At 66.2% G+C, this 24,530-nt stretch carries 24 protein-coding genes and 1 pseudogene; 18 read left to right on the top strand and 7 right to left on the bottom strand.

The annotated features are described in order from the left end of the window. A complete protein-coding gene (locus EET13_RS18680) occupies positions 1-3,480 on the top strand; it encodes a non-ribosomal peptide synthetase (RefSeq protein WP_122443685.1) in 3,480 nt (1,159 codons plus the stop codon). Here EET13_RS18680 and EET13_RS18675 read toward each other — a convergent pair. Beyond that, positions 3,477-4,853, bottom strand: coding sequence for a SagB family peptide dehydrogenase (locus tag EET13_RS18675; RefSeq protein ID WP_211186469.1), 1,377 nt, complete (start codon positions 4,851-4,853; stop codon positions 3,477-3,479). The two genes, EET13_RS18680 and EET13_RS18675, sit on opposite strands and share 4 nt — an antisense overlap. Positions 4,854-5,137: 284 nt before the next feature. On the opposite strand from EET13_RS18675, the gene EET13_RS18670 reads away from it, so the two are divergent. Continuing rightward, a complete protein-coding gene (locus tag EET13_RS18670) occupies positions 5,138-5,641 on the top strand; it encodes an MTB12 family secreted protein (protein ID WP_122443683.1) in 504 nt (167 codons plus the stop codon). Positions 5,642-5,647: 6 nt separating this feature from the next. Here EET13_RS18670 and EET13_RS18665 read toward each other — a convergent pair whose 3' ends face one another. The 3 genes from EET13_RS18665 to EET13_RS18655 all read right to left on the bottom strand — a co-directional run bounded on the left by EET13_RS18665 (position 5,648) and on the right by EET13_RS18655 (position 7,567). After that, a complete protein-coding gene (locus EET13_RS18665; RefSeq protein WP_122443682.1) occupies positions 5,648-6,514 on the bottom strand; it encodes a sigma-70 family RNA polymerase sigma factor in 867 nt (288 codons plus the stop codon). Further along, a complete protein-coding gene (locus EET13_RS18660) occupies positions 6,511-7,161 on the bottom strand; it encodes a carboxymuconolactone decarboxylase family protein (protein ID WP_122443681.1) in 651 nt (216 codons plus the stop codon). The genes EET13_RS18665 and EET13_RS18660 overlap by 4 nt, the downstream gene beginning before the upstream one ends. Positions 7,162-7,252: 91 nt before the next feature. Beyond that, a complete protein-coding gene (locus EET13_RS18655) occupies positions 7,253-7,567 on the bottom strand; it encodes a type II toxin-antitoxin system VapB family antitoxin (RefSeq protein ID WP_122443680.1) in 315 nt (104 codons plus the stop codon). Positions 7,568-7,786: 219 nt separating this feature from the next. Here EET13_RS18655 and hrcA point away from each other — a divergent pair, with 219 nt between their 5' ends. The 12 genes and pseudogenes from hrcA to era all read left to right on the top strand — a co-directional run bounded on the left by hrcA (position 7,787) and on the right by era (position 18,165). Next, positions 7,787-8,818, top strand: coding sequence for a heat-inducible transcriptional repressor HrcA (gene hrcA / locus EET13_RS18650; RefSeq protein WP_122443679.1), 1,032 nt, complete (start codon positions 7,787-7,789; stop codon positions 8,816-8,818). A gap of 60 nt (positions 8,819-8,878) precedes the next feature. Further along, the gene (gene dnaJ / locus EET13_RS18645; RefSeq protein ID WP_122443678.1) at positions 8,879-10,027 is read left to right on the top strand and encodes a molecular chaperone DnaJ; all 1,149 of its coding nucleotides are present in this window, start codon (positions 8,879-8,881) and stop codon (positions 10,025-10,027) included. A gap of 16 nt (positions 10,028-10,043) precedes the next feature. After that, on the top strand, positions 10,044-10,790 hold the full coding sequence (locus EET13_RS18640; protein ID WP_122443677.1) for a 16S rRNA (uracil(1498)-N(3))-methyltransferase: 747 nt from the start codon (positions 10,044-10,046) through the stop codon (positions 10,788-10,790). 83 nt (positions 10,791-10,873) lie between these two features. Beyond that, positions 10,874-11,452, top strand: coding sequence for a hypothetical protein (locus tag EET13_RS18635; protein WP_136623196.1), 579 nt, complete (start codon positions 10,874-10,876; stop codon positions 11,450-11,452). A 58-nt stretch (positions 11,453-11,510) separates the two neighbouring features. Next, positions 11,511-12,302, top strand: coding sequence for a phthiotriol/phenolphthiotriol dimycocerosates methyltransferase (locus EET13_RS18630; protein ID WP_211189097.1), 792 nt, complete (start codon positions 11,511-11,513; stop codon positions 12,300-12,302). A gap of 143 nt (positions 12,303-12,445) precedes the next feature. After that, positions 12,446-12,769 carry a cytochrome P450 gene (locus EET13_RS32350; protein ID WP_280177882.1) on the top strand — a complete coding sequence of 108 codons (324 nt, stop codon included), beginning with the start codon at positions 12,446-12,448 and terminating at the stop codon, positions 12,767-12,769. Further along, positions 12,757-13,824, top strand: a pseudogene (locus tag EET13_RS18625) (cytochrome P450); the annotation flags it as partial. The gene EET13_RS32350 and the pseudogene EET13_RS18625, both read left to right, overlap by 13 nt. A gap of 145 nt (positions 13,825-13,969) precedes the next feature. After that, positions 13,970-15,019, top strand: a complete 1,050-nt coding sequence (locus EET13_RS18620) for a PhoH family protein (protein WP_122443673.1) — start codon at positions 13,970-13,972, stop codon at positions 15,017-15,019. Between the two features lie 39 nt (positions 15,020-15,058). Then, positions 15,059-15,595: an rRNA maturation RNase YbeY gene (gene ybeY / locus EET13_RS18615; RefSeq protein ID WP_122443672.1), complete on the top strand. Its 537-nt coding sequence runs from the start codon at positions 15,059-15,061 to the stop codon at positions 15,593-15,595. After that, on the top strand, positions 15,592-16,935 hold the full coding sequence (locus tag EET13_RS18610) for a hemolysin family protein (RefSeq protein ID WP_122443671.1): 1,344 nt from the start codon (positions 15,592-15,594) through the stop codon (positions 16,933-16,935). Before ybeY ends, EET13_RS18610 begins: the two co-directional genes overlap by 4 nt. Then, the gene (locus tag EET13_RS18605; RefSeq protein WP_122443670.1) at positions 16,928-17,248 is read left to right on the top strand and encodes a cytidine deaminase; all 321 of its coding nucleotides are present in this window, start codon (positions 16,928-16,930) and stop codon (positions 17,246-17,248) included. Before EET13_RS18610 ends, EET13_RS18605 begins: the two co-directional genes overlap by 8 nt. Then, the gene (gene era, locus EET13_RS18600) at positions 17,245-18,165 is read left to right on the top strand and encodes a GTPase Era (RefSeq protein ID WP_122443669.1); all 921 of its coding nucleotides are present in this window, start codon (positions 17,245-17,247) and stop codon (positions 18,163-18,165) included. Before EET13_RS18605 ends, era begins: the two co-directional genes overlap by 4 nt. Positions 18,166-18,216: 51 nt before the next feature. Here the strand turns inward: era and EET13_RS18595 are convergent, their stop codons facing one another. Further along, positions 18,217-19,728: an amidase gene (locus EET13_RS18595; RefSeq protein WP_122443668.1), complete on the bottom strand. Its 1,512-nt coding sequence runs from the start codon at positions 19,726-19,728 to the stop codon at positions 18,217-18,219. A 61-nt stretch (positions 19,729-19,789) separates the two neighbouring features. Here EET13_RS18595 and recO point away from each other — a divergent pair, with 61 nt between their 5' ends. The 3 genes from recO to EET13_RS18580 are packed head-to-tail and all read left to right on the top strand — an operon-like array spanning position 19,790 to position 21,910. Then, on the top strand, positions 19,790-20,587 hold the full coding sequence (recO, locus tag EET13_RS18590; RefSeq protein WP_122443701.1) for a DNA repair protein RecO: 798 nt from the start codon (positions 19,790-19,792) through the stop codon (positions 20,585-20,587). Further along, positions 20,580-21,473, top strand: coding sequence for a decaprenyl diphosphate synthase (locus EET13_RS18585; protein WP_122443667.1), 894 nt, complete (start codon positions 20,580-20,582; stop codon positions 21,471-21,473). Before recO ends, EET13_RS18585 begins: the two co-directional genes overlap by 8 nt. Next, the gene (locus EET13_RS18580) at positions 21,473-21,910 is read left to right on the top strand and encodes a hypothetical protein (protein WP_122443666.1); all 438 of its coding nucleotides are present in this window, start codon (positions 21,473-21,475) and stop codon (positions 21,908-21,910) included. The genes EET13_RS18585 and EET13_RS18580 overlap by 1 nt, the downstream gene beginning before the upstream one ends. An 83-nt stretch (positions 21,911-21,993) precedes the next feature. Here the strand turns inward: EET13_RS18580 and EET13_RS18575 are convergent, their stop codons facing one another. Then, positions 21,994-22,386, bottom strand: coding sequence for a Fur family transcriptional regulator (locus EET13_RS18575; RefSeq protein WP_122443665.1), 393 nt, complete (start codon positions 22,384-22,386; stop codon positions 21,994-21,996). After that, positions 22,383-22,775 (bottom strand): ArsR/SmtB family transcription factor, encoded by a 393-nt coding sequence (locus EET13_RS18570; RefSeq protein ID WP_122443664.1) that lies wholly within the window; start codon positions 22,773-22,775, stop codon positions 22,383-22,385. Before EET13_RS18570 ends, EET13_RS18575 begins: the two co-directional genes overlap by 4 nt. Positions 22,776-22,970: 195 nt before the next feature. Here EET13_RS18570 and EET13_RS18565 point away from each other — a divergent pair, with 195 nt between their 5' ends. Then, a complete protein-coding gene (locus EET13_RS18565) occupies positions 22,971-24,365 on the top strand; it encodes a glycine--tRNA ligase (protein ID WP_122443663.1) in 1,395 nt (464 codons plus the stop codon). The last annotated feature ends 165 nt before the right edge of the window (positions 24,366-24,530 follow it).

Raw genomic sequence — 24,530 nt, 5'->3', positions numbered from 1 at the left:
ATGGGCGGCGAGGTAGACCCGATCAGCAGGGAGGCCATCAGGGCGACGGTTGCTGCCCAGCTCGGATGTGCGGCCGCAGAAGTGGCCGACCACGACAATCTCATTCAGCTGGGCCTGAACTCGATCCGCATGATGGCGCTGGCCGGCAGATGGCGTCAACGTGGTGCCGACGTAACTTTCGCCCAACTTGCCGCCAGCCCCACGATCGATTCGTGGCACGCTCTGCTGACCGCGGATGAGATGAGAACAACAGCAGAGCCACTCGCAGCTCAGCTTCCCGAGCCGCCAGCCCAGGAAGCTCCATTCCCCTTGGCCCCCATGCAACACGCGTACTGGGTCGGCCGTTCCGATAAGCAGGAGCTGGGCGGTGTCGCGGCCCATCTTTATGTCGAATTCGACGGTGCGGGAATAGACCCCGGACGCCTGGAAAGGGCGGTGTCCGACCTCGTCGCGAGACATCCAATGCTTCGCACCAGATTCCTCCCCGACGGGACTCAGCAAACGATGCTCAGACCGGGCGGGCCGGTGTTCGGCGTTGTAGATCTGCGGGGGCACAGCTCCGATACGCTCGAACCAACACTGGCCGAACTGCGCCACCGTAAGACTCACCAGCACCTTGAGATTGAAGACGGTCAGGTCATCGATATCACGCTGACCCAGTACGACCAGGACCGGACCCGGCTGCACCTGGACGTCGACATGCTGGCCTGTGACGCGATGAGCTATCGGGTTGTGGTATCGGATTTGGCCGAATTGTACTGTGGATCAACGATTCCGGACCTGAGTTACAGCTACCGGCGTTATCGCACCGAACGCCACGAGGACCGTGCCGCGCGAGAGCGAGATCGACACTGGTGGCAGCAGCGGTTGCCCGAGATGCCTGGCGCGCCGGAACTGCCGACCAACCCGATCGGCAACCGCACCGATTCGCAGCGCACCATCCGTTACGACCACTGGCTGGCCCCGGAAGCAAAGCAGCGACTGATAGCCGCCGCCCATGCGCGCGGGATCACCCCGGCGATGGCGTTGGCGGCGGTCTTCGCCGATACCATCGGCGGTTGGTCTGCGCAGAGTAGATTTATGCTGAACGTTCCGCTGTTTCAGCGCGAACCGGTGCACCCGGACATCGACCGTGTGGTCGGAGACTTCACTTCCTCGGTCCTGCTAGAGGTCGACGTCACCGAAAACATGTCGATCGCCCAGCGGGCCTGCGCGATTCAACGCAGCATGTACGAAAGCGGTTCGCACGCAGCCTATTCTGGGCTTGAGGTGTTACGAGATCTGGGCAGATACCGGGGTAAGCAGGTGCTGGCGCCGGTGGTCTTCACCAGTGCACTCGATCTCGGCGAGCTGTTTACCGATAGGGTCGTCGAGACCTTCGGCGAGCCGGTGTGGATCATTTCGCAGGGGCCTCAGGTGTTGCTGGACGCCCAAGTCACCGAGGTACGCGGCGGGTTGCTGCTCAATTGGGATGTACGCGAGTCTGCCTTCCCGCCCGGCCTGGTCGCCACCATGTTCGCCAACTTCACCGAAGTGGTCGAACGGCTTGCTGCAGGCGATCCCGGCTGGGACGCTGAGGCCGCGGTCCGGTTGCCCACTGCGCAAGCAAAGTTGCGCGGGGCGATGAACGTGACCGATGGTCCGGTCAGCGGTAGGTGTCTGCATCAAGGGTTTTTCGAGCATGCGGCGGCGACGCCGGATGCGCCGGCCGTGATCTGGGGCGTGGCCGACGAAGTGGGCACCTGGAGTTACCGAGAACTCGAGAAACACTGCCTTGCCGTCGCTGGGGCGCTGCACGCCCTTGACGTACGACCCGGCTATGCGGTGGCCGTCCAGTTACCGAGAGGTCGCGATCAAGTCCTGGCCGTGCTCGGTGTACTCGCCGTCGGGGCCACCTACGTGCCGATCGGATTCGACCAGCCGGCTGCGCGGCGTGCCAAGCTCCTGCAGACCGGTGATGTCGTTGCGGCGCTGACGGTCGAGGGTGAGGATGTCGGTGCAGCGATTCCCTGTTTATCTATCGATGCGGCACGCAATTTTCCGGAGCCGCTCGTCAAGCCGGCTTTCCCCGATACCGGCGAGATCGCCTACGTACTGTTCACGTCGGGTTCTACCGGACTGCCCAAAGGTGTTGAGGTGCCGCACAGCGCGGCGATGAACACGATCGACACCGTGAACGAGTGGTTCGGGGTCGGCAGCAACGATCGAGCGCTTGCGTTGTCCGCCATCGAGTTCGATCTCTCGGTCTACGACATCTTCGGTATGTTCTCGGTGGGTGGGGCACTGGTGGTCGTCGATGCCGGGCAACCGTACGCGGCGCACACTTGGGTGGAATTGCTTCGGTGCCATAGAGTTTCGATTCTCAACTGTGTGCCTAGCCTGCTCGACATGATTCTGGAGCAAGGTGGGGATCGGCTGGGTGATTCGATGCGCGCAATCATTGTCGGTGGTGACTGGGTGGGCGCTGATCTGCCCCGCCGCGTGGCCAGGCAGATTCCGGGATGCCGGTTCGCTGGCCTCGGCGGCGCGACCGAGACTTCGATCCACCACACGATGTGTGAAGTGGTAGGCGAACCACCGGCGCACTGGGCGACGGTGCCGTTCGGCATCCCACTACGCAATGTGCGGTGCCGAATCGTTGCGCCGTCGGGTCGCGACTGCCCCGACTGGGTTGCCGGTGAATTGTGGGTCGGCGGCGCAAATGTCGCTGCGGGCTACCGCAATGACGTGCAACGGACCGCAGATCGCTTCGTCGAGCATGATGGTATTCGCTGGTACAAGACGGGTGACATCGCCAGGTATTGGCCCGACGGCACCATTGAGTTCCTGGGCAGGGCAGACAACCAAGTGCAGATTCGTGGGTATCGGGTCGAGCTTGGCGAGGTGGAGAGTGCGCTTCGTACGGTGCGCGGCGTGCGACATGCCGTCGCGGCTGTCGTCGGTACCACCGCGCCCAAGCTGGTCGCCGCTATCGCGGGCGATCCGGACGCGGTCGGCGATGTCACGGTGGCAGTCGCAAATCTACTGCCCGACTACATGATTCCCCGCCGAACCGTATTCTTCGAGCAGATTCCGCTGACCGCGAACGGCAAGCTGGACCGCCGCGCCGTGGCCGCGCTTCTGGAGCCACGTGCCACAGATCATGAGAACGGTACTGCACGCAACGATGTGGAGGCCGCGCTCGCTGGCATTGTCGCCGACGTGTTGGGCGTGGATTCAGTTGGCGTGCAGGATGATTTCTTGGCCCTGGGCGGCGATTCGGTGTTGGCCACCACGGTCGTCGCGCGGGTACGCGACTGGTTGGACATCGATCATGCCGTGGTCTCGGACCTGTTCGCCAGCCGAACGGTGGCCGGATTCGCCGAACGGCTCGGTGCCCGGGAGGCTCAGCGTGGCACACCGGAACGACTGCCGATCATCGCCCGCCACTACCTCGAGGTCGCCGCGTTGACTGACACGGAGGTCCTCGCCGAGGGCTAGCTTCGGGCAGGCGAGCCGATGATGATACTGCCCACGTTGCACTCTTGGAGCTCGTCGACTCCGGTGGCCGCGACGAAAGCGGCGGTGTCGCCGAAGCCTTGCGCGCAGGCACCTAAGCCCATCGCTGTCGCGACCAGATAGATCGTCTGCATGAGGACGCCAACATCCTTGAGGATCGCCGCGTAGGCGACTTGTTCGTAGGTCCACATGATGCGGCCGGGACGGGCGGCGATAACGACGAGCACCTGCGGCTCGGCACCTTGGCGCAGTGTCGCCGCAGCCGGTTTCATCAGTTGGGACACGGCCTTTGAATCCGCGGGCGCCACCGGGCGCAGCACATGGTCGAAGGAGTCGTAGTGATACATCCCGGGCTCGAGTCCGACGACATGTCGCACCACCGGGTAGAGCTCGAGTTCATAGAGGCCTCCACCGGAAGGGTATGGCCGCGACAGCAATTCTTCGCCCTCGTCGACGGGCAGCATGCGTCGCGTCCGGGCGGTGCGATACAGCAACTCGCCGAGCTGTTCGATGGTGGCCGGGTCGGTGTCGTCGAATGTCCGTGTCGAAATCCGGTGTTCGAGGACGGCGGTCAGGGAGGGATCCTGTGTCCGGGTAGCCGTCAAATCGGGAACGAGAAGAGGGATCGGCCGGCCCGGATAGTCCGCCCTGCGCGCGGGCGGCTGGGGGAATCGACCTCTTGCCCACTTGGTCGGCCCGAAATGGTCCCAGGTGACGGTGCGCTCACCAAGAGTGCTGCGTCGGTGAAACCACAGATCCGGTGCGCTCCAACTACGGGTCTCGAATCGGCCGTCCTCGTCGCCAGCCGTGGCGAGCATCCCGCACCAGCGTAGGTCCTTCACGAACTGCGACGCGACCGCGGTCACCGAGTTGTGGCCGTCTGCTCGAGGCGCATCGAGCAGGGTGAGCAGCCGGGCATCATGGATGCGCACGTCACACCACGCCAGCGGATGCTCGAGGACGAAACCGTCTGCGTCCCGGTGCAGTACAGCGAACTTCGACAGCGTAAGGGGCCCCGTCGGCGGCGGTTCCGGCCGGCCCGGTGGTCGTCCGACCGGCAGGATGGAGTAGAGGTCGTTTCCGTTGTCGCGCACCGTAATCGCCAGCCAGCCGTTCGCCATGAGCCGATCGATCAGAGCGCCCACACCGGATTCGTCTGCTGCCGTGGCGATCTTCGAAATCGATGCCGGCCCTCCGTTGAGGGATTTCAATGCCTGTAGTTGAGCCGCGGATAATCGCGTCAGCTTCTCGCTGAGCGGTGGATTCAGCAGCACAGCTCCAGCAGGCGTGGTCAAGCAGGTGACGCCGGAACGGAATGCAAATGTTGTGTGGTCGGGATAGCCGAGCGCGCGCAAGCCGCCTCCCCTTCCATTCCACCAGTGCAATTCGCCGCGCCAAGCCCATCAGCGTAAGGCAGCGGTGCGCCATTCAACAACGACGCATCCTGACGCGCAACCGAATCCGGTCGGTCGGTCTATCTCATGGGGCGCGGACACCTGGTACAACCTGGGTACAATCTGGGTACAACCTGGCTGGGTACAACCTGGCGTAAAACCAAACGGCATTGGCACCTGGCACACTTGCTTTCAGACAAGTGCTACCAGACAAGTGCCATCAAACAGGCAAGTCGAGGGGGAACATGACCATGAAGTCAATCGCTACGGCTGCGGCAGTGGTCGCCGCAATCGGCGCTGCCGCCGCGGGTGTGACGTCCATGACATCGGAGAGCTCGGCGGTAAGCCAGGTGCTGCCGGTGGTCTACGGAACGCCCTGGCCGCAGGACCCCGCCCCGGCCGCAAACCTGCCAACCGCCGCTCAATTGACCACCCTGCTCAACAGCCTTGCCGATCCCAGTGTCCCGTTTGCGAACAAGAGCGACTTGGTCGAAGGGGGTATCGGCGGGACCGAGGCACGCCTGGCCGACCACGAGCTGAAGAAGGCCGCCAAGAACGGGGACCTGCCGTTGTCGTTCACCGTGTCCAACATCCAGTCGGCCGGCGCCGGCACCGCCACGGCCGACGTTGCCGTCTCCGGCCCCAAGCTGACCGCGCCGGTCACGCAGAACGTCACGTTCGTCAACCAGGGCAGCTGGATGCTGTCGCGCAGCTCGGCCATGGAACTGCTGCAGGCCGCGGGACACTGACCCGTCCTAGCGGTTCAGCGCGCCCAGATCGAGCTTGGCGATGCGCTGCGGATCGGCCAGCACGTCGATCGCGGCGATCCTTTCGTTGCGCACCAGGAAACCCATGACCGCGGCGGGGCAGCCGGCGACGAAGACGACCGCGCCGGCCGCGCCGTTGACGGTCGCGGGCCGCACCTCGCGTTCGGGTGCCGCGTAGCTGCGGGCCAGTGCGGCCACGGCCGAAGCTCCGCGCGCCGCACGGACGGCTCCGGGTCCCAGGTCGCCGCGTAACACGACGCCGGGGTCGAGCAACGACACCAGCCGGCCGAAGTCACCGCTGCGTCCCGCCGCGAAGAAGGCGTCGACGAGCCGGCGCTGCGCCGCGATGTCGCAGTCGGGAACGGCGTCGGCACGCTCGATGCGCCGCCGCGCGCGGCTGGCCAGTTTGCGCGTCGCCTCCGGCGAGCGTTCGACCAGCGACGCGATCTGCTGGAACGGGACGGCGAACACGTCGTGCAGCACGAAGGCCAGCCGCTCCGGCGGGGGCAGCGTGTCCAACACGAAAAACAACGCCAGCCCCACCGCGTCGGCCAGCATTGCCCGGTGCTCGGGGTCGAATTCCCCGAACGGGTCCACGATCGGATCCGGCAGCCGCTCGACCAGCTCGTGAGCGCGCCGGTCGCGCAGCACATTCAGACAGATCCGGGCCACCACGGTGGTCAGCCACGCGTCGAGGTTGGCGATACCGCCGGCCGGGCCCGCGTCGAGTCGCAGCCACGCCTCCTGCACGGCGTCCTGCGCGTCGTCGACCGAGCCCAGCATCCGGTAGGCCAGCGCACCCAGCCGCGGCCGGGCCGCCTCAAAACGCGCGGTCAGCGCCGGGTCGGCCGTCATCGTGCCGTGGGGTGAGGCAGCGCGCACACCCGGTTGCCCGAGAACCCCGAGAAGCCCGAGAAGCCCGAGGAGCCCGAGAACCCCGAGAAGCCCGAGAAGCCTGAAGCCTCGATGCCCAGCGCGATATTGAACCGGGCACGCAGATTGCCCAGGGTGACGACGTGGGTGAGCGCCACGAGTTGAGCCGTGTCGAACTGTGCGCGTAACGCCTCGAACAGCTCGTCGCTGACCGCGACCGGGGTGCGGCTGATTGCCGTGGCGTACCGCAGCACCAACTTGTCGACGTCGGAGAAGCAGGCGGCCCGCTCGAAGTCGGCCAGCGCCAGCAGTTCCTGGTCGCCGAGTCCGAGACGGCGGGCGATCTGCGAGCCCAGGTCGATGCAGTATGCACAGCCCACGGTCGTGGCTGCGGTCAATTCAGCCAGGACCCGAACCCGGGGGCTGAGCATGTCTAGTTTGGATTCCGCCCGCTCGAGGCCGCCGTAGGCGCTGAGCAATGTGGGAATGTGGGCGTAGATCCGCAGTGGTTCCAACATGGCGGCTGTTTGCAGTCCGGCCAGCTTCGCCAGCTTGCGCTTGGTGACAAAGAAGGCAATCCTGGCGCCCAGGCTGGCGTCATGGTCGGAGATTCCGCTGAGCCGGGACATTGCGTGCTCCTCATGGATCGGTGGCTTTTGCTACATCGACACCTGGCGACAGGAAAATGTGACCAATCGATCCGCGGCGGGCCGTCAACTCTTAGCGCGGGCCACCCGGCTGCATGTCCATGTCGAACACCCGCGCATGCAGCACCGTTCGGTTACGCAGCGCTGCCCGCACCGCCCGGTGCAAGCCGTCCTCGAGGTACGTCACCCCGCGCCACTTCACGGCGTGCGGGAAAAGGTCGCCGTAGAACGTGGAATCCTCCGAGAGCAAGCGGTCCAACGCGAGCACCGTGGTGGTGGTGACCAGTTCGTCGAGCCGTATCTGCTGGGGCGGAATCTGCGACCAGTCCCGATAGGACAACCCGTGATCGGGATAGGGCTTACCTTCGCGCACTCCCTTGAAAATCATTGGCGGACCGCCGCTGACGCGCCGTGCAAACCGCACATGATCATGCCGAACAGGCTAGCCGCAAAGGCGACACGGAAGCAGACCTCCGACTGAATATGCGGATCCGCTCGCCGGGGGACCAGCCCCGGTGCTGCACCCCTCTGCCGCAGCTTGACGGTCAGGTACCGCCAAGCCCGTAAAATGAACCCGGCCGACCGGGCGCGAAGGAGGTGACAGTCGATGGGCAATGCGGACGAACGCCGCTTCGAGGTGCTGCGCGCCATTGTCGCCGACTTTGTCGCCACCCAGGAGCCGATCGGCTCGAAATCCCTGGTAGACCGCCACAATCTGGGAGTATCCAGCGCCACGATCCGCAACGACATGGCGGTGCTGGAAGCCGAGGGATACATCACCCAGCCGCACACCAGCTCCGGACGGGTGCCCACCGAAAAGGGGTACCGGGAGTTCGTCGACCGCCTCGACGACGTGAAACCACTGTCCAAGGCCGAGCGGCGCGCGATTCAGAGCTTCCTGGCTTCCGGGGTCGACCTCGACGACGTGCTGCGCCGCGCGGTGCGACTGCTAGCGCAGCTGACCCGGCAGGTCGCGGTGGTGCAGTACCCGATGTTGTCGAGCTCGACGGTTCGCCACCTGGAAGTGATCGCACTCACCCCCGCCCGGCTGCTGATGGTGGTGATCACCGATTCCGGGCGCGTGGACCAGCGCATCGTCGAACTCGGCGACGTCATCGACGACCACCAACTGTCCCAGCTGCGCGAGCTGCTCGGCCAGGCGCTGGAAGGTAAGAAGCTGTCGGCGGCCTCCATCGCGGTTGCCGATCTCGCCAGCCAGCTCAACGGGGCCGGGGGCCTGGGCGACGCGGTCGGCCGCTCGGCGACCGTGTTACTGGAGTCGTTGGTGGAACACACCGAGGAGCGCCTGCTCATGGGCGGAACCGCGAACCTGACCCGCAACGCCGCGGACTTCGGTGGGTCGCTGCGTTCCATCCTGGAAGCACTGGAGGAGCAGGTGGTGGTGCTGCGGCTGTTGGCGGCGCAGCAGGAAGCGGGCAAGGTGACGGTGCGCATCGGCCATGAAACCGAAGTCGAGCAAATGGCTGGCACGTCGATGGTGACCACCGCCTACGGCAGCAACGACACCGTCTACGGCGGCATGGGTGTGCTGGGCCCGACCCGGATGGACTACCCGGGAACTATCGCCAGTGTCGCCGCGGTTGCCATGTATATCGGCGAAGTGCTGGGTGCTCGATGACCGCGCACCGGCTGCAAGATTTGTGGATCGCCGCGTAGGGCGGTACGAGGAAGGTTAATCGTGGCACGCGATTACTACGGGCTGCTCGGCGTGAGCAAGGGCGCCAGCGACCAAGAGATCAAACGCGCCTACCGCAAGTTGGCTCGTGAGCTGCATCCCGATGTCAATCCCGACGAGGCGGCGCAGGCGAAGTTCAAAGAGATCAGCGCCGCCTACGAAGTGTTGAGCGACCCGGAGAAACGCCGGATCGTCGACCTGGGCGGGGACCCGCTGGAAAGCGCCGGCGCGTCGGGCTCGGGGTTCGGCGGCTTCGGCGGGCTGGGCGACGTATTCGAGGCGTTCTTCGGTGGCGGCTTCGGCGGCGCTTCGGCGTCCCGCGGCCCGATCGGCCGCGTTCGCCCGGGTTCGGACTCGCTGCTGCGGATGCGGCTGGATCTCGAAGAGTGTGCGACCGGCGTCACCAAGCAGGTCACCGTCGACACCGCGGTGCTGTGTGACCGCTGCCAGGGCAGGGGCACCAACGGTGATTCCGCGCCCGTGCCCTGCGACACCTGCGGTGGCCGTGGGGAGGTGCAAACCGTCCAGCGTTCGCTGCTCGGGCAGATGCTGACGTCGCGCCCGTGCCCCACTTGTCGCGGTGTGGGGGTCGTCATTCCCGACCCCTGCCACCAGTGCATGGGTGACGGCCGAGTGCGGGCGCGCCGCGAGATCACAGTCAAGATCCCGGCCGGCGTCGGCGACGGTATGCGGGTGCGTCTGGCCGCCCAGGGCGAGGTCGGCCCCGGGGGCGGACCGGCGGGTGACCTGTACGTCGAGGTACACGAACAGGCCCACGACATTTTCGCGCGCGAGGGCGACGACCTGCACTGCACGGTGTCGGTGCCGATGGTGGACGCGGCGCTGGGTGTCACAGTGACCCTGGATGCCATCCTGGACGGCCCCGGTGAGATCGTCATTCCGCCGGGGACCCAACCGGGTTCGGTCATCACGCTACGGGGCCGCGGGATGCCGCACTTGCGCTCCAACGCTCGCGGAGACCTGCACGTCCACGTCGAGGTGGTGGTCCCCGCCCGGCTGGACCACCACGACGCGGAACTGCTGCGCGAGTTCAAGAACCGCCGAAGCCGCGACGTGGCCGAGGTCCGGTCGACGCACGCGGCCGGTGGGGGGCTGTTCAGCCGGTTGCGCGAAACCTTCACCGGACGCTAGCCGGTCGAAGACGCGCATGGTGGCGACGTTGTTCTACGTCGACGCGCTGCCCGAGGCCGGCGCGCTGGCGGTGGTGGATGGCGACGAGGGTTTCCACGCCGCCACCGTGCGGCGGATGCGTCCGGGCGAGCAGGTGGTGCTCGGCGACGGCGCCGGTGAGTTGGCACGCTGCGTGATCGAGCAGGCCGGACGCCACGGCTTGGCTGCCCGGGTGCTGGAACGCTGCAGCGCCCCGCCGGCTCGGCCGGCGGTGACGGTGGTGCAGGCGCTGCCCAAATCCGAGCGTTCCGAACTGGCGATCGAGTTGGCCACCGAGGCCGGCGCCGATGCGTTCGTGGCGTGGCAGGCGGCGCGTTGCGTGGCGAGCTGGACCGGTTCGCGCCTCGACAAGGGTCTGCGCCGGTGGCGAGCGGTCGCCCGCTCGGCGGCACGGCAATCGCGGCGGGCCTATATCCCGCCGGTCGACGGCCCGCTGTCCACGGCGGCGTTGGTAGACCGGGTGGCTGACGAGGTGGCTTGCGGTGCGATGGTGCTGGCCTTACATGAGTCGGCTACCGATCGGCTCGCCGAAGTTGCTCTGGCACAGGCGAATTCGCTGATGCTTGTGGTCGGCCCCGAAGGCGGTGTCGCGCCGGAGGAGATCACCGCGCTGACCGGCGCCGGCGCGGTTGCGGTCCGGTTGGGCCCGACGGTGCTGCGGACGTCGACCGCGGCCGCGGTGGCGCTGGGCGCGCTGGGGGTGCTGACCCCGAGGTGGGATTGAGGCGGGTGCGCGGGCTGAACCGCTGGTTCCCGCACATCGTCGTTGCCGGCGTGGGACTCTTCGGTGCGAAAGGAGCGTGCCCCATGACCGATACCGTCCACGACCTGGGTGCGATCTTCGACGAACACGTCGCTCACGAGTTCGTAGCCAAGGACCTCGCTGCGACCATGGCGACGATGACCGCCGATCCCTACGTCAACCATGTGCCGACCATGATGGGCGGCGTCGGTGCCCCCGGGGTCGCCGAGTTCTACGGCCAATACTTCATCGGGCACTGGCCCGACGACACCAGGATCATCCCGGTCTGTCGCACCGTCGGCACCGATCGCGTCGTCGACGAGATGGTCATGTCGTTTACCCATGACATTGCGATGCCGACTTTCCTGCCCAACGTGGCGCCCACCGGCCGCGCGGTGATGCTGCCCGTCGTCGTGGTGATGGGATTCCAGGCGAACCCGGAATCCGGGGAGCCGAAAGTCGCCTACGAACGGATCTACTGGGATCAGGCCTCGCTGCTGGTGCAGGTCGGGCTGCTGCACGAGGATCTGCTGCCGGTCGCCGGCGTGGCCCAGGCGCACAAGGTCCTGGACAAGGATGTGCCGGCAAATACGTTGCTCCGCCGCGGCCAGTTGGAGGCGCGCCGGGGGATTGACCCGCGGTGACGTGAACCACTGGGCACCACGGGGTGTGTATTCCCCGGCCAGTGGGCATACCAGAACCATGGGCCTTGCAACCAGACTGGTGTCGACCCCCGCCTGGAGAGTCTTCGCCAAGTACTACTACCCCTTCATCACCCGCCACGGCGCCGACGACGTGGCGTTGCTGAATCTCGGCTACGAGGAAGACCCGCCGATGGCCATCCCGCTTTCGGAGATTGACGAGCCTCACCGGTATTGCATTCAGCTCTACCACCGCACGGCGACCCAGGCCGACATTGCCGGAAAGAAGGTGCTGGAGGCGAGCTGCGGCCACGGCGGCGGAGCCTCCTATCTGATGCGCACCCTGCATCCGGCCGCCTACACCGGCCTGGACCTCAACCCCGCCGGCATCGAGGTCTGCCGCAAAACCCACCAGCTGCCGGGGCTGGACTTCGTGCAGGGCGACGCCGGGAACCTGCCATTCCCCGACAATTCCTTCGATGCCGTCGTCAATATCGAGGCCTCGCACTGCTACCCGTCGGTGCCTCGCTTTCTCGCCGAAGTCGCGCGTGTGCTGCGCCCGGGCGGGCATCTGCTGTACGCCGATGTCCGGCACGGCGACCACGTCGCCCAGTGGGAAAGCGAGCTGGCCGATGCGCCGCTGCGGATGCTGTCCAAGGAGATCATCAACGAGCAGGTGGTGCGCGGGCTGGAAAAGAGCCTGCCGCGTTCGCAGCACATGTTCACTCGCCGGACGCCGGCGATGCTTCGTGGGCTTGTCCGCGACGCCGTAGCCGCCTCGAACGCCAGGCTCTGCCGCGGGTTGCAAAACGGCGAGAGCTCCTACCGGATGTATTGCTTCGAAAGCTGCTGACCGGCAACATATTGCGACTTCCACGCCGGTGATGCCCGCCGAGGCGCCAGCGCGGATCAACAGTGCGGAGAGCCATTCCATGAAAGCGACCGAACGAGACACCTTCTGGGTCACCCGCAACCCGGTCGGGCGCGCGCGATGCGTTGGGTGCGGGGCGCCACCATCGGGCGCCGCGCCCACCCGGCCCGCGTGGGCGCCCCTTCGTTGGGGTCCTGCCCGAACTCAAGTCCGACCCGTTCGCATACCTGCAACAGCTGGGGAAGACCTACGGCGACATCTACCGGCTGCCGCTGCCGTTGTACGACGTGGTGGTCCTGAATCATCCCGACCACGTGCGTCACGTCATGAGTCACCGCGACGGCGAGTACAGCCTGATCGGACCCGCCGCGGGTGCGGCGAAAAAAGTGCTGGGCGCTTCCATGCAGATGATGGAGGCGGCGAGTTCCGCCGCCGCCGCAAGCCGCTGACACCGATGATGGGCCGCCAGCAGCTGAGCCGGGTCGCCGCCACCGTCGCCGACGAATTCGCCAACCGGTTGGCCAGGTGGGACCGGTTCGCGCAGTCCGGCGAGTCGATCGACCTGCAGCACGAGATCAACGGCGTGGTGATCCCGGCGTTCATGCGGGCGATGTTCACCATGGGGCTCTCCGACGACGAGCTGCATCGGCTCGACGCCGACGTCCGCACCCTGATGCAGAGCGCATCATCGCCGTTGCTGCTCGGTGCCCCGCCGCGGGTGCTGCCGGGCGACGGGAACCCACTGCAGGCCTGGCTGCGGATGCGGCGCTGGGTGCAGCGACGGGTCGAGGAACGGCTGGCCGATTCCCGCTCCTACAACGACCTGCTGCAGATACTCCTCGACGCGCGCTATGAGGACGGCACGCCCATCAGCCCGCGCGACGTGATCACCGAGGCAATCATGCTGATTGGCGGCGGATATGAAACAGTGGTCGCCGCATTGGCGTGGACACTGGCGCTGCTTGCGCAGAATCCGCAGGCGCAGCGGCGGCTGTACGAGGAGGTCGACGCACTCGGCGGAGCGCTGCCCTGCTACGCCGACTTGGACAGGCTGGAGTGGGCGAAGGCGTGTTTCGAGGAGGGCCAGCGTCTGCAGGGCCTGCTGCTGCAGCCGAGGTTCGCCATGATCGACGACATCATCGGCGGCTACCGCATCCGTCGCGGCACCCTGATCGGCCTGCCGATCTATGCCCTGCAGCGTGACCCGCGCTGGTGGGGCCCCGACGCCGACAAGTATGAGCCGATCCGGTTTTACGACAAGGACATCGTCGCCGCCCGGCCGAATCTGGCTTTCCTGCCCTTCGGCGCGGGGCCGCACCGCTGTTTCGGCGCGGCCATGGGTTACCTGGAGGCCCAATTCTTTCTCGCCCAGGTTCATCAGCGGTTCCGGATACAGATCCGCGCCGGTTGGGCCCCCGAACATGATCCCGCCCTTCCGTGGCCGGTCAAAGGTGGCGTGCCGGCCGTCGTCAGCAAGATTCCGGTGGCGGCACAGCGCAGCTAGCGCACCGCAGTCACAGTCGACGGTTCTTCGACCTGGTTTCGGGGCGGCATTTCCACTGGACCAGGCCGGCGAGGCGCACCCGGCGGTAGACTTGGCTACCGGCTGTCGTCGCTCGCGAACCCAGAAAGTAGGCATCAGAAACCACGTGACGCCCCGCGAAACCAAGGCTGCTGACGCACTACCGGCTTCATCTCAGGTTCGCAGCAGCATCGATGTTCCGCCTGACTTGGTCGTGGGCTTACTCGGATCGGCAGATGAGAACCTGCGCGCACTGGAACGCACCCTGCCCGCCGGCCTGCACGTACGCGGCAACTCGGTGACGCTTTCCGGCGAACCGGCCGATGTTGCGCTGGCCGAACGCGCAATTTCCGAACTCGTCGCGATTGTCGCCCGGGGACAGTCGTTGACTCCTGAGGTGGTGCGTCACAGCGTTGCGATGCTGCTCGGCGCGGGCAACGAGTCGCCGGCCGAAGTGCTCACCCTCGACATCCTGTCGCGCCGCGGCAAGACGATTCGGCCCAAGACGCTCAACCAGAAGCGCTATGTCGACGCGATCGATGCCAACACCATCGTGTTCGGGATCGGCCCGGCCGGTACCGGGAAGACCTATCTGGCAATGGCCAAGGCGGTGCATGCGTTGCAGACCAAACAGGTCACCCGCATCATCTTGACCCGTCCGGCCGTGGAAGCCGGTGAGCGCCTTGGTTTTTTGCCGGGCACGCTGAGCGAGAAGATCGACCCGTACCTGCGGCCGTTGTATGACGCGCTGTACGACATGATGGATCCCGAACTTATCCCGAAGCTGATGTCGGCCGGGGTCATCGAGGTGGCGCCGCTGGCGTATATGCGTGGCCGTACCCTCAACGACGCGTTCATCGTCCTCGACGAGGCGCAGAACACCACGGCCGAGCAGATGAAGATGTTCCTGACCCGCTTGGGGTTTGGCTCCAAGGTCGTCGTCACCGGCGACGTCACCCAGATCGACCTGCCGGGTGGCGCCAAGTCCGGCCTGCGCGCGGCGGTGGACATCCTCGAGGACATCGACGACATTCACATCGCGGAATTGACCAGTGTGGACGTGGTACGCCACCGGCTGGTCTCGGAGATCGTCGAGGCCTACGCCCGCTCCGAGGAGCCCGGCTCGGGGATGAATCGGGCGGCTCGGCGCGCGGCCGGGGCCCGCAGTCGTCGATGATGAGTGCGTGCAGTCTTATGAGCAGGCTTATGAGCAGCTATGAGTGTTGAAGTATCCAACGAGTCCGGCATCGACGTTTCCGAGACCGAGCTGGTCAGCGTCGCACGATTTGTCATCGAGAAGATGGACGTCAACCCGGGCGCGGAATTGTCGATGGTGCTGCTCGACACCGCCGCGATGGCCGATTTGCACATGCGCTGGATGGATCTGCCCGGGCCGACGGACGTGATGAGCTTTCCGATGGACGAGCTGGAGCCCGGAGGGCGCCCCGACGCGCCCGAGCCCGGCCCGGCGATGCTCGGCGATATCGTGCTGTGCCCGGAATTCGCGGCCGAGCAGGCGGCCGCCGCGGGGCACAGCCTGGGATATGAGCTGGCACTGCTGACGATTCACGGTGTGCTGCATCTGCTCGGCTACGACCACGGCGAGCCGGACGAGGAGCGGGAGATGTTCGCTCTGCAGCAGCGGTTGCTGGAAGAGTGGGTCGCCGACCAGGTCGAGGCTTACCAGCATGACCGCCAACATGAACGAGACCGCCGGCTGCTGGACAAGTCCAGGTACTTTGACGAGTCGTGACCGGTCTTGCTCAGCTGCTCGGTGCGATCGTGTTGATCGGACTCGGCGGTGTATTCGCGGCGCTGGACGCCGCCTTCAGCACGGTGTCGCTGGCCCGTGTGCAGGAGCTGGTGCGTGAGGCCCGGCCGGGCGCGGTGGCGCTGCTCAAGGTGATGGTCGAACGGCCGCGCTACATCAATTTGGTGGTGTTGCTGCGGATCGTGTGCGAGATCACCGCCACCGCGTTTCTGGTGGTGTTTTTCCGGCACAACCTGAGCCTCAACGGCGGGTTGTTCGTGGCCGCCGCCATCATGGTGGTGACCAGCTTCGTCGTCATCGGTGTGGGTCCGCGCACCCTGGGGCGTCAGCATGCCTATTCGATCGCGCTGACCACCGCCGTTCCGTTGCAAGTGATTTCGTGGCTGCTGATGCCTATCAGCCGGCTGCTGGTGTTGCTGGGCAACGCGCTCACCCCGGGTCGCGGGTTTCGCAACGGGCCGTTCGCCTCCGAGGTCGAACTGCGCGAAGTCGTCGACCTGGCTCAGCAGCGCGGTGTGGTCGCCGCCGACGAACGCAAGATGATCGAGTCGGTCTTCGAGCTGGGCGACACCCCCGCCCGCGAAGTGATGGTGCCGCGCACCGAGATGATCTGGATCGAAGGGGACAAATCACCGGCTCAGGCGATGAACCTGGCCGTGCGCAGCGGTCATTCCCGCATTCCGGTGATCGGCGAGAACGTCGACGACGTTCTCGGCGTGGTGTACCTGAAAGATCTTGTGCGCCAGACCGTCTTCTCGACCGGGGGCGGACGGGAAAGCGCCGTGGCAGACGTCATGCGCCCGGCGGTGTTCGTGCCCGACTCCAAACCGCTGGACGCGTTGCTGCGGGAAATGCAGCGCGACCGCAACCACATGGCGCTGCTGGTCGATGAATACGGCGCCATCGCCGGCCTGGTCAGTATCGAAGACGTGCTGGAGGAAATCGTCGGCGAGATCGCCGACGAGTACGACGAGGCCGAGACGGCGCCGGTAGAAGATCTGGGCGGCAAGCGATTTCGGGTATCGGCGCGGCTGCCGATCGAGGATGTGGGCGAGTTGTACGGCATAGAATTCGACGGCGATCTCGACGTCGACACTGTCGGCGGTTTGCTGGCGCTGGAATTGGGCCGCGTCCCGCTGCCCGGCGCCGAGGTGGTATCCCACGGTCTGCGTCTGCAGGCCGAGGGTGGCCGCGACCATCGCGGCCGGGTGCGGATCGGCACTGTGCTGGTGAGCCCCGCAGAGCTCGCCGAAACTCTCGCCGAAACCGTAGCAGCCGACGGCTCCGGTCAACGCGGTGAAGAGGACGATCGCGATGGGTGAGCCGCTGGGCGCCGAGGACGTCAAGCTGGTGGTGCTGGCGCGGGCGGCGATGGCGCGGAGCGAGGCCAAAAGCGGTGCGGCGGTGCGTGATCGCGACGGGCGCAGCTACACGGGCGTGCCGGTGAACTTGGCGGCGCTGCGGCTGACCGGATTGCAGGCGGCGGTGGCTGCCGCCGTATCCAGCGGGACGACCGGTCTACAGGCTGCCGCTCTGGTCGGCGGATCCCTCGACGACCCGGGCATCGCGGCATTGCGGGAACTGTCGCCAATGGCGGTGGTAATAGTCACCGACAGCACCGGAAGCCCGTTATGACGGCCGAATTCCGTTCCGGCTTCGTCTGTTTGGTCGGCCGGCCCAACACCGGAAAGTCGACGCTGACCAATGCGCTGGTGGGCACCAAGGTTGCGATCACCTCGATGCGCCCGCAAACCACTCGGCACACCATCCGCGGGATCGTGCATCGGGAGAACTTCCAGATCATTCTCATCGACACGCCAGGCCTGCATCGGCCGCGAACGCTGCTGGGCAAGCGGCTCAACGACTTGGTCCGGGCCACCTACGCCGAGGTCGACGTGATCGGATTGTGCATCCCCGCTGACGAAGCGATCGGCCCGGGTGACCGGTGGATCCTCGACCAGATTCGCACCGTCGCGTCCGGCGCGACGCCGCAGAAGCTCGTCGTCGTTGTCACCAAAATCGACAAGGTGCCCAAGGAGCGGGTGGCCGCGCAGCTCGTGGCGGTCAGTGAACTCCTGGAGAACTCTTCCGGCCCAGCCGAAATCGTCCCGGTATCGGCGGTGACCGGCGCGCAGGTGGACGTGCTGATCGACGTGCTGGCCGGCGCCTTGCCGCCCGGGCCGGCGTACTACCCCGACGGTGAGCTGACCGACGAACCCGAAGAGGTTTTGATGGCGGAGTTCGTCCGCGAGGCCGCGTTGGAGGGCGTCCATGACGAACTGCCCCATTCGCTGGCTGTGGTCATCAACGACGTCAGCCCGCGCGACGGCAGGGACGACCTGATCGACGTGCACGCCGTGTTGTACGTCGAGCGTGACAGCCAGAAGGGGATCGTCATCGGTAAGGGCGGCGTCCGGCTGCGACAGGTGGGCACCGCGGCGCGCACTCAGATCGAGAAACTGCTGGGGACCAAGGTCTACCTCGATTTGCGCGTCAAAGTCGCCAAGAACTGGCAGCGTGACCCGAAACAGCTTGGCCGGCTGGGGTTTTGAACGTCGCGGCCCTTGGTCGGCGAAATGCGTTGCGCGCCTGAGCCGGTGCTGCTAACGCTGCGGCGGCCGGACGCTGTGTGGGGGAGGAGTGTCGGTGCCGTCGTCCCACCACACCTTGGGCTGCTTGGCCGCCCAGCCGCACACGGCTTCCAACTCGGCGGCCAGCGAGATCAGCATGCCTTCGCTGTTGGCAGGTCCCATGAGCTGAACACCGATGGGCAGGCCCTCGACGGTGAACCCTGCGGGCACGTTGATCGACGGCCAGCCCAACAGATTCCACGGCCAGGTGTAGGGGCACGCCGCGATCATGGCGCGGTCGGTGGCCAGCCCGCTCATCTGGTCGAAGGCGCGGGCCAGTGGCGGTGGCTGCGCGGTCGTCGGTGCCAGCACCACATCGACGATGTCGAAGATGGAGCCCACTCGGCGGTGCGCGGCAGCCTCGTGGCGGCGCGCGCTACGCAGGATGGCCTGCGAAAGCATGTGTCCGGTGCGCAGATTCGAGGCTGTGCGCGGGTCCAGTGTGACGCCGTCGCCCAGCCGTTGCGCCCACTGCCACAGTCCGGCGGTGGACCGGGCGAGAAAGTCCCATGACATCTGCACGCTGTAGTCGGGGTTGCCGCGCACCACGGTGTGGCCGAGCAGCTGAAGCTGTTCACCCACCTGACGCGTCGCCGCCAGGATCTCCGGATGCAGCTTGGCCCGAAAACCGTTGAACGGCGGCCGGGTGGACAGGGCGATCTTCAGCGGACCGGGAGCGATGCCGACGTAATCGGAGGCCGTCATCGGCGGCGGCGTGTGCAGATCGCCCTCGACGTTGCCGGACGCCGCGTCGAGCACCAGGGCCGCGTCGGCCACCGTGCGGGCCAGTACGCCGTTGACCGTGATGCCGTTGAACGCCTCCGGCAGCGGCCAGGTGGAGATGCGCCCACGCTGCGGTTTGATGCCCACCAGGTGGGTCCACGCCGCGGGCACCCGGATGCTGCCGGCCCCGTCGGAGCCAATTGCGGCGGTGACCAGGCCGGCGGCCACCGCGGCCGCGCTGCCGCCCGACGACCCGCCCGGTGTATGGCGGCGCGCCCACGGGTTGCGGGTGTGGCCAAACCCCGGCCCGCTGGTGAACGGCCACTGGCCCAGCTCACAGGTGTTGGTCTTGCCGACAATCACCGCCCCGGCCGCCTTGAGACGCCGGACGGCCTCCGAGTCGGTGGTAGCGGGCGGGACATACCCCTGGGTGCCGTAGGCGGTGGGCACCCCAGCAACGTCGACGTCGTCTTTGACCGCGATCGGGATGCCCAGCAGCGGCGCGGCGTCACCGGCCGAGCGTCGTCGGTCCGCCACGGCCGCGTCAGCCAGGGCGGACTCGGCCAGGACCACCCGGAATGCGTTGAGCGTGGACTGGCTCGCCTGGATCTCGCACAGGGATCGGCGTACCAGCTCGACGGAGGTCACCGAGCCGTTGGCCAGCTGGTAGAGAAGATCGGTCAAGGTGGGCAAGCGCTGGGCACCGGACCCGGAAACGGCCCCGGAAGCGGACCCGGAAGCGGACCCAGAAGCGCCAACCACGGGGTACGAGACTATCGGCGCGGATACCCGCGATGTCGCGGTGGGGTGCGAAACTATGGGGATGCGGCTATATCGAGACCGGGCTGTTGTGCTGCGCCAGCACAAGCTCGGCGAAGCCGACCGGATCGTCACCCTGCTGACCCGCGACCACGGGCTGGTTCGTGCGGTGGCCAAGGGGGTACGCCGCACCCGCAGCAAATTCGGTGCCCGGTTGGAGCCGTTCGCGCACATCGACGCGCAGCTACACCCCGGCCGCAACCTCGACATCGTCACCCAGGTCGTCTCCATCGATGCGTTCGCCACCGACATCGTCAACGACTACGGCCGCTACACCTGCGGTTGCGCGATGCTGGAAACCGCCGAGCGCCTTGCCGGTGAAGAGCGGGCGCCCGCCCCGGCCCTGCACCGGCTCACGGTGGGTGCGTTGCGGGCGGTTGCCGACGGACGTCGTCCTCGCGACCTGCTGTTGGACGCCTATCTGCTGCGTGCCATGGGTATCGCCGGCTGGGCGCCGGCGCTGACCGAATGCGCCCGTTGCGCCACCCCCGGGCCGCATCGGGCGTTTCACATTGCCGCGGGGGGCAGTGTCTGCGTGCACTGCCGTCCCGCCGGTTCGACGACGCCGCCGCTGGGCGTCCTGGAGTTGATGTCGGCCCTGCACGACGGTGATTGGGAGGCCGCCGAGCAGGCGCCGCAATCGCATCGCGGCTACGTCAGCGGGTTGGTGGCCGCGCATCTGCAATGGCATCTGGAACGTCAACTCAAGACGTTGCCGCTGGTCGAGCGGACCTACCGGATCGATCGCACCGTTGCCGAGCGTCGGGCCGGGCTGACCGGGCAGGTAGGTGAGTGTGGCTAAGAAGGCCGAGCGAACGCTGACGTCCACCGACTTTCCACAGCTGCCCCCCGCACCGGACGACTATCCGACCTTCCCCGACACGTCGACGTGGCCGGTTGTCTTCCCGGTGCTGCCGCCATCGCCCGACGGCGGCCCGCGCCGGCCACCGCAGCACATCTCGAAGGTGGCTGCGCCCCGGATTCCGGCGGACCGGTTGCCCAACCACGTCGCCATCGTGATGGACGGCAACGGCCGGTGGGCCACCCAGCGTGGCCTGCGTCGCACCGAGGGGCACAAGATGGGTGAGGCGGTAGTGATCGACATCGCTTGTGGCGCAATCGAACTCGGAATCAAATGGCTCAGCCTCTATGCCTTCTCCACCGAAAATTGGAAGCGTTCGGCCGAGGAGGTCCGCTTCCTGATGGGTTTCAACCGCGATGTGGTGCGGCGACGCCGGGAGAATCTCAAGGAGATGGGTGTGCGGATCCGGTGGGTGGGTTCGCGGCCGCGGCTGTGGCGCAGCGTCATCAACGAACTGGCGGTGGCCGAGCAGATGACGAGGTACAACGACGTCATCACCATCAATTACTGCGTAAACTACGGCGGACGCACCGAAATTGCCGACGCCACACGGCAAATCGCGCGCGAGGTGGCCGCCGGTCGGTTGAACCCGGAGCGCATCAGCGAGTCCACGATCTCCCGTCACATGCAGCGCCCTGACATCCCCGACGTCGACCTGTTCCTGCGGACTTCGGGGGAGCAGCGGTCCAGCAATTTCATGTTGTGGCAGGCGGCGTACGCCGAGTACATCTTCCAGGACAAGCTGTGGCCGGACTACGACCGCCGCGACCTGTGGGCGGCCTGCGAGGAGTACGCATCGCGCAATCGACGGTTCGGGAGCGCCTAATGCCCGCACTGCAGCAGCGGCTCGCCTCGATACTGTCCGACGTCGTTTCCGTCGAGCAGGAATCCGACGGGGCGCTGACGGTCCGCCATGGCGGCACGTTCGCGTCGTTACGGGTGGTCAACATCGCCGAGGGTCTCGAGTTGGTGTCGCTCACTCAGATAGTGGCCTGGGATCTGCCGTTGACCAGGAGGATTCGCGAGCGAGCGGCCAAGCAGGCGCGCGACGTCAATTTCGGCGGGATCACCGTGCTGGAGAAGGACCCCGACAACGGCACGGCCAAGGGCGCTGGCAAGACAGTATCCAAAATCGGGGATGTCATGCTGCGGTACAACTTTCCCGGCGCCGGGCTGGGCGACGACGCGCTGCGCACCTTGATCCTGCTGGTGCTCGACACCGGCGCCCGGGTGCGTGAGGCATTGATTGCCGGGGCCCCCTGACGCCGAGACCGACGTCAGCGTGAGAAAGTTCGAGGAGGACTTCGCTGCGCTGTCGATTTCGGTGTGGCAGCGCGGCCCGAATTTCAGGACCGGCAGTCTGCACAGTTGCCGAAAATTTCGATGGTGTGGCTGACGTCGGAAAACCCATGCCGGGCGGCTACTTCCGCCGCCCACACCTCGACTTCGTGGTCGGCGACCTCGATGGTGGAGCCGCAGCTGCGGCACACCAGGTGGTGGTGATGATATTCCGAGCAGCGGCGGTAGACGGACTCACCCGTGTCGGTTCGCAGCGTGTCGACCACACCCGCGGCGGCCATCGACTGGAGGGTGCGATAGACGGTGGTCAGGCCGATGGTTTCGCCCCGACGGCGCAGTTCGTCATGCAATTCCTGGGCCGAGCGGAAATCGTCGACCGTCTCCAGCAACGTGGAGATCGCCGCCCGCTGGCGCGTGGACCGGACACTGGGTCCGGTCACGGCGACTCCTCGCTGGCGTGGGCGACCGCGTCGACGACGATATGCGCGAGGTGGTGGTCGGCGAGCCGGTACAGCACTTCGCGGCCAGACCGCTCCCCGGTGACGACACCCGCCGCCTTCAAAATTTTCAAATGCTGGCTGACCAGTGGTTGCGGTATACCCAACGCGTCGACCAGTTCATGCACGCAGCGTTGCGATTCGCGCAATTGCAGCACGATGGCGATGCGTACCGGCGCGGCCAGTGCGCGCAGCAGCTCGCCGGCGGCGTCGAGAATCTCTCGTGGCGGGGGCGCGGGCGATGCCGGATGTCCCGAGGCGCTGCCGGCACCATGCTCATGATGACCAACCAGGTCGTCAACGGCGACAGGCGTAGCGGGGGACGTCGCCATATCTGAGTCACCACCTCAAGACGTGCCGGCATGGGGACCGCTTGGTGCGAAACGGCTGCAGAACAGCCCGCGGCTGTCCTCCACTGTCACATGCGTGATGATGCATGTCAAAGAAGGCCGGCCGATCGCTACCATGACTGAGGTTTCCTGCGCAGTGATTGCCCGCTGCATACAGTTGCCCAACTTGGGAAGGGAGTGCGGTACCGCGTGGCGTCTGTCATCGACACTGTGGTGAACCTGGCCAAACGGCGCGGCTTCGTCTATCCGTCGGGTGAGATCTACGGCGGTACCAAGTCGGCGTGGGACTACGGTCCGCTCGGGGTGGAACTCAAAGAGAACATCAAACGCCAGTGGTGGCGGTCGGTGGTCACCGGCCGCGACGACGTGGTGGGTATCGATTCGTCGATCATCTTGCCGCGCGAGGTATGGGTCGCCTCGGGCCATGTCGAGGTCTTCCACGACCCCCTGGTCGAGTCGCTCATCACGCACAAGCGCTACCGGGCTGACCATCTCATCGAAGCCTACGAAGCAAAGCACGGCCATCCGCCGCCCAACGGTCTGGCCGATGTTCGCGACCCGGACACCGGCGAGCCCGGCCAGTGGACCGAGCCGCGCGAATTCAACATGATGCTCAAGACCTACCTCGGACCTATCGAGACCGAGGAGGGGTTGCACTATCTGCGCCCGGAAACCGCACAGGGCATCTTCATCAACTTTGCCAACGTCGTGACGACGTCGCGCAAGAAGCCCCCCTTCGGCATCGGCCAGATCGGCAAGAGCTTCCGCAACGAGATCACCCCCGGCAACTTCATCTTCCGCACCCGCGAGTTCGAGCAGATGGAGATGGAGTTCTTCGTCGAGCCGTCGACCGCGAAGGAGTGGCATCAGTATTGGATCGACACCCGGTTGCAGTGGTACGTCGACCTGGGTATCGATCAGCAGAACCTGCGCCTGTGGGAGCATCCCAAGGAGAAGCTGTCGCACTACTCCGACCGCACGGTCGACATCGAGTACAAGTTCGGCTTCGCGGGCAACCCGTGGGGCGAGCTGGAAGGTGTGGCTAACCGCACCGACTTCGACTTGTCAACGCACTCAAAGCATTCCGGCACCGAGCTGAACTTCTACGACCAGGTCAACGACACTCGGTACACGCCCTACGTCATCGAACCGGCCGCGGGCCTGACCCGTTCCTTCATGGCCTTTTTGATCGACGCCTACAGCGAGGACGAGGCCCCCAATGCCAAGGGTGTGATGGAGAAGCGGAGCGTTCTGCGACTGGACGCCCGGCTGGCACCGGTCAAGGCGGCGGTGTTGCCGCTGTCGCGGCACGCGGACCTGAGCCCCAGGGCACGCGACCTCGCCGCCGAATTGCGTGCCTATTGGAACATCGAATTCGACGATGCGGGCGCCATCGGGCGTCGTTACCGGCGCCAGGACGAAATCGGGACACCGTTTTGCGTGACCGTCGACTTCGACTCGCTCGAGGACAACGCCGTCACCGTCCGTGAGCGCGATGCCATGACCCAGCAACGGATCGCCATGGACAAGGTCACCGACTATTTGGCGGTCCGGCTCAAGGGCTGCTGCTAGCGGGCTCGCGGGTTTTCCCGTCGACAATTGTTTGCTGCGGGCACAGCGAACGCCTACCGCGACGTCGAACGAGCGCATACGGCACGGCTGCCGTCGCGCAACCGCGACCCGCTTTCTTGACGGGTGGTTGGGGTCGACACGGGTGGGTGGTGGGGTAAATGCGGG

The sequence above is a fragment of the Mycobacterium attenuatum genome (genome assembly GCF_900566085.1).
Classification (GTDB): Bacteria; Actinomycetota; Actinomycetes; order Mycobacteriales; family Mycobacteriaceae; genus Mycobacterium; species Mycobacterium attenuatum.
Note: the sequence above shows the minus strand (reverse complement) of the source record. Positions and strands in the feature narration are given on the sequence as shown.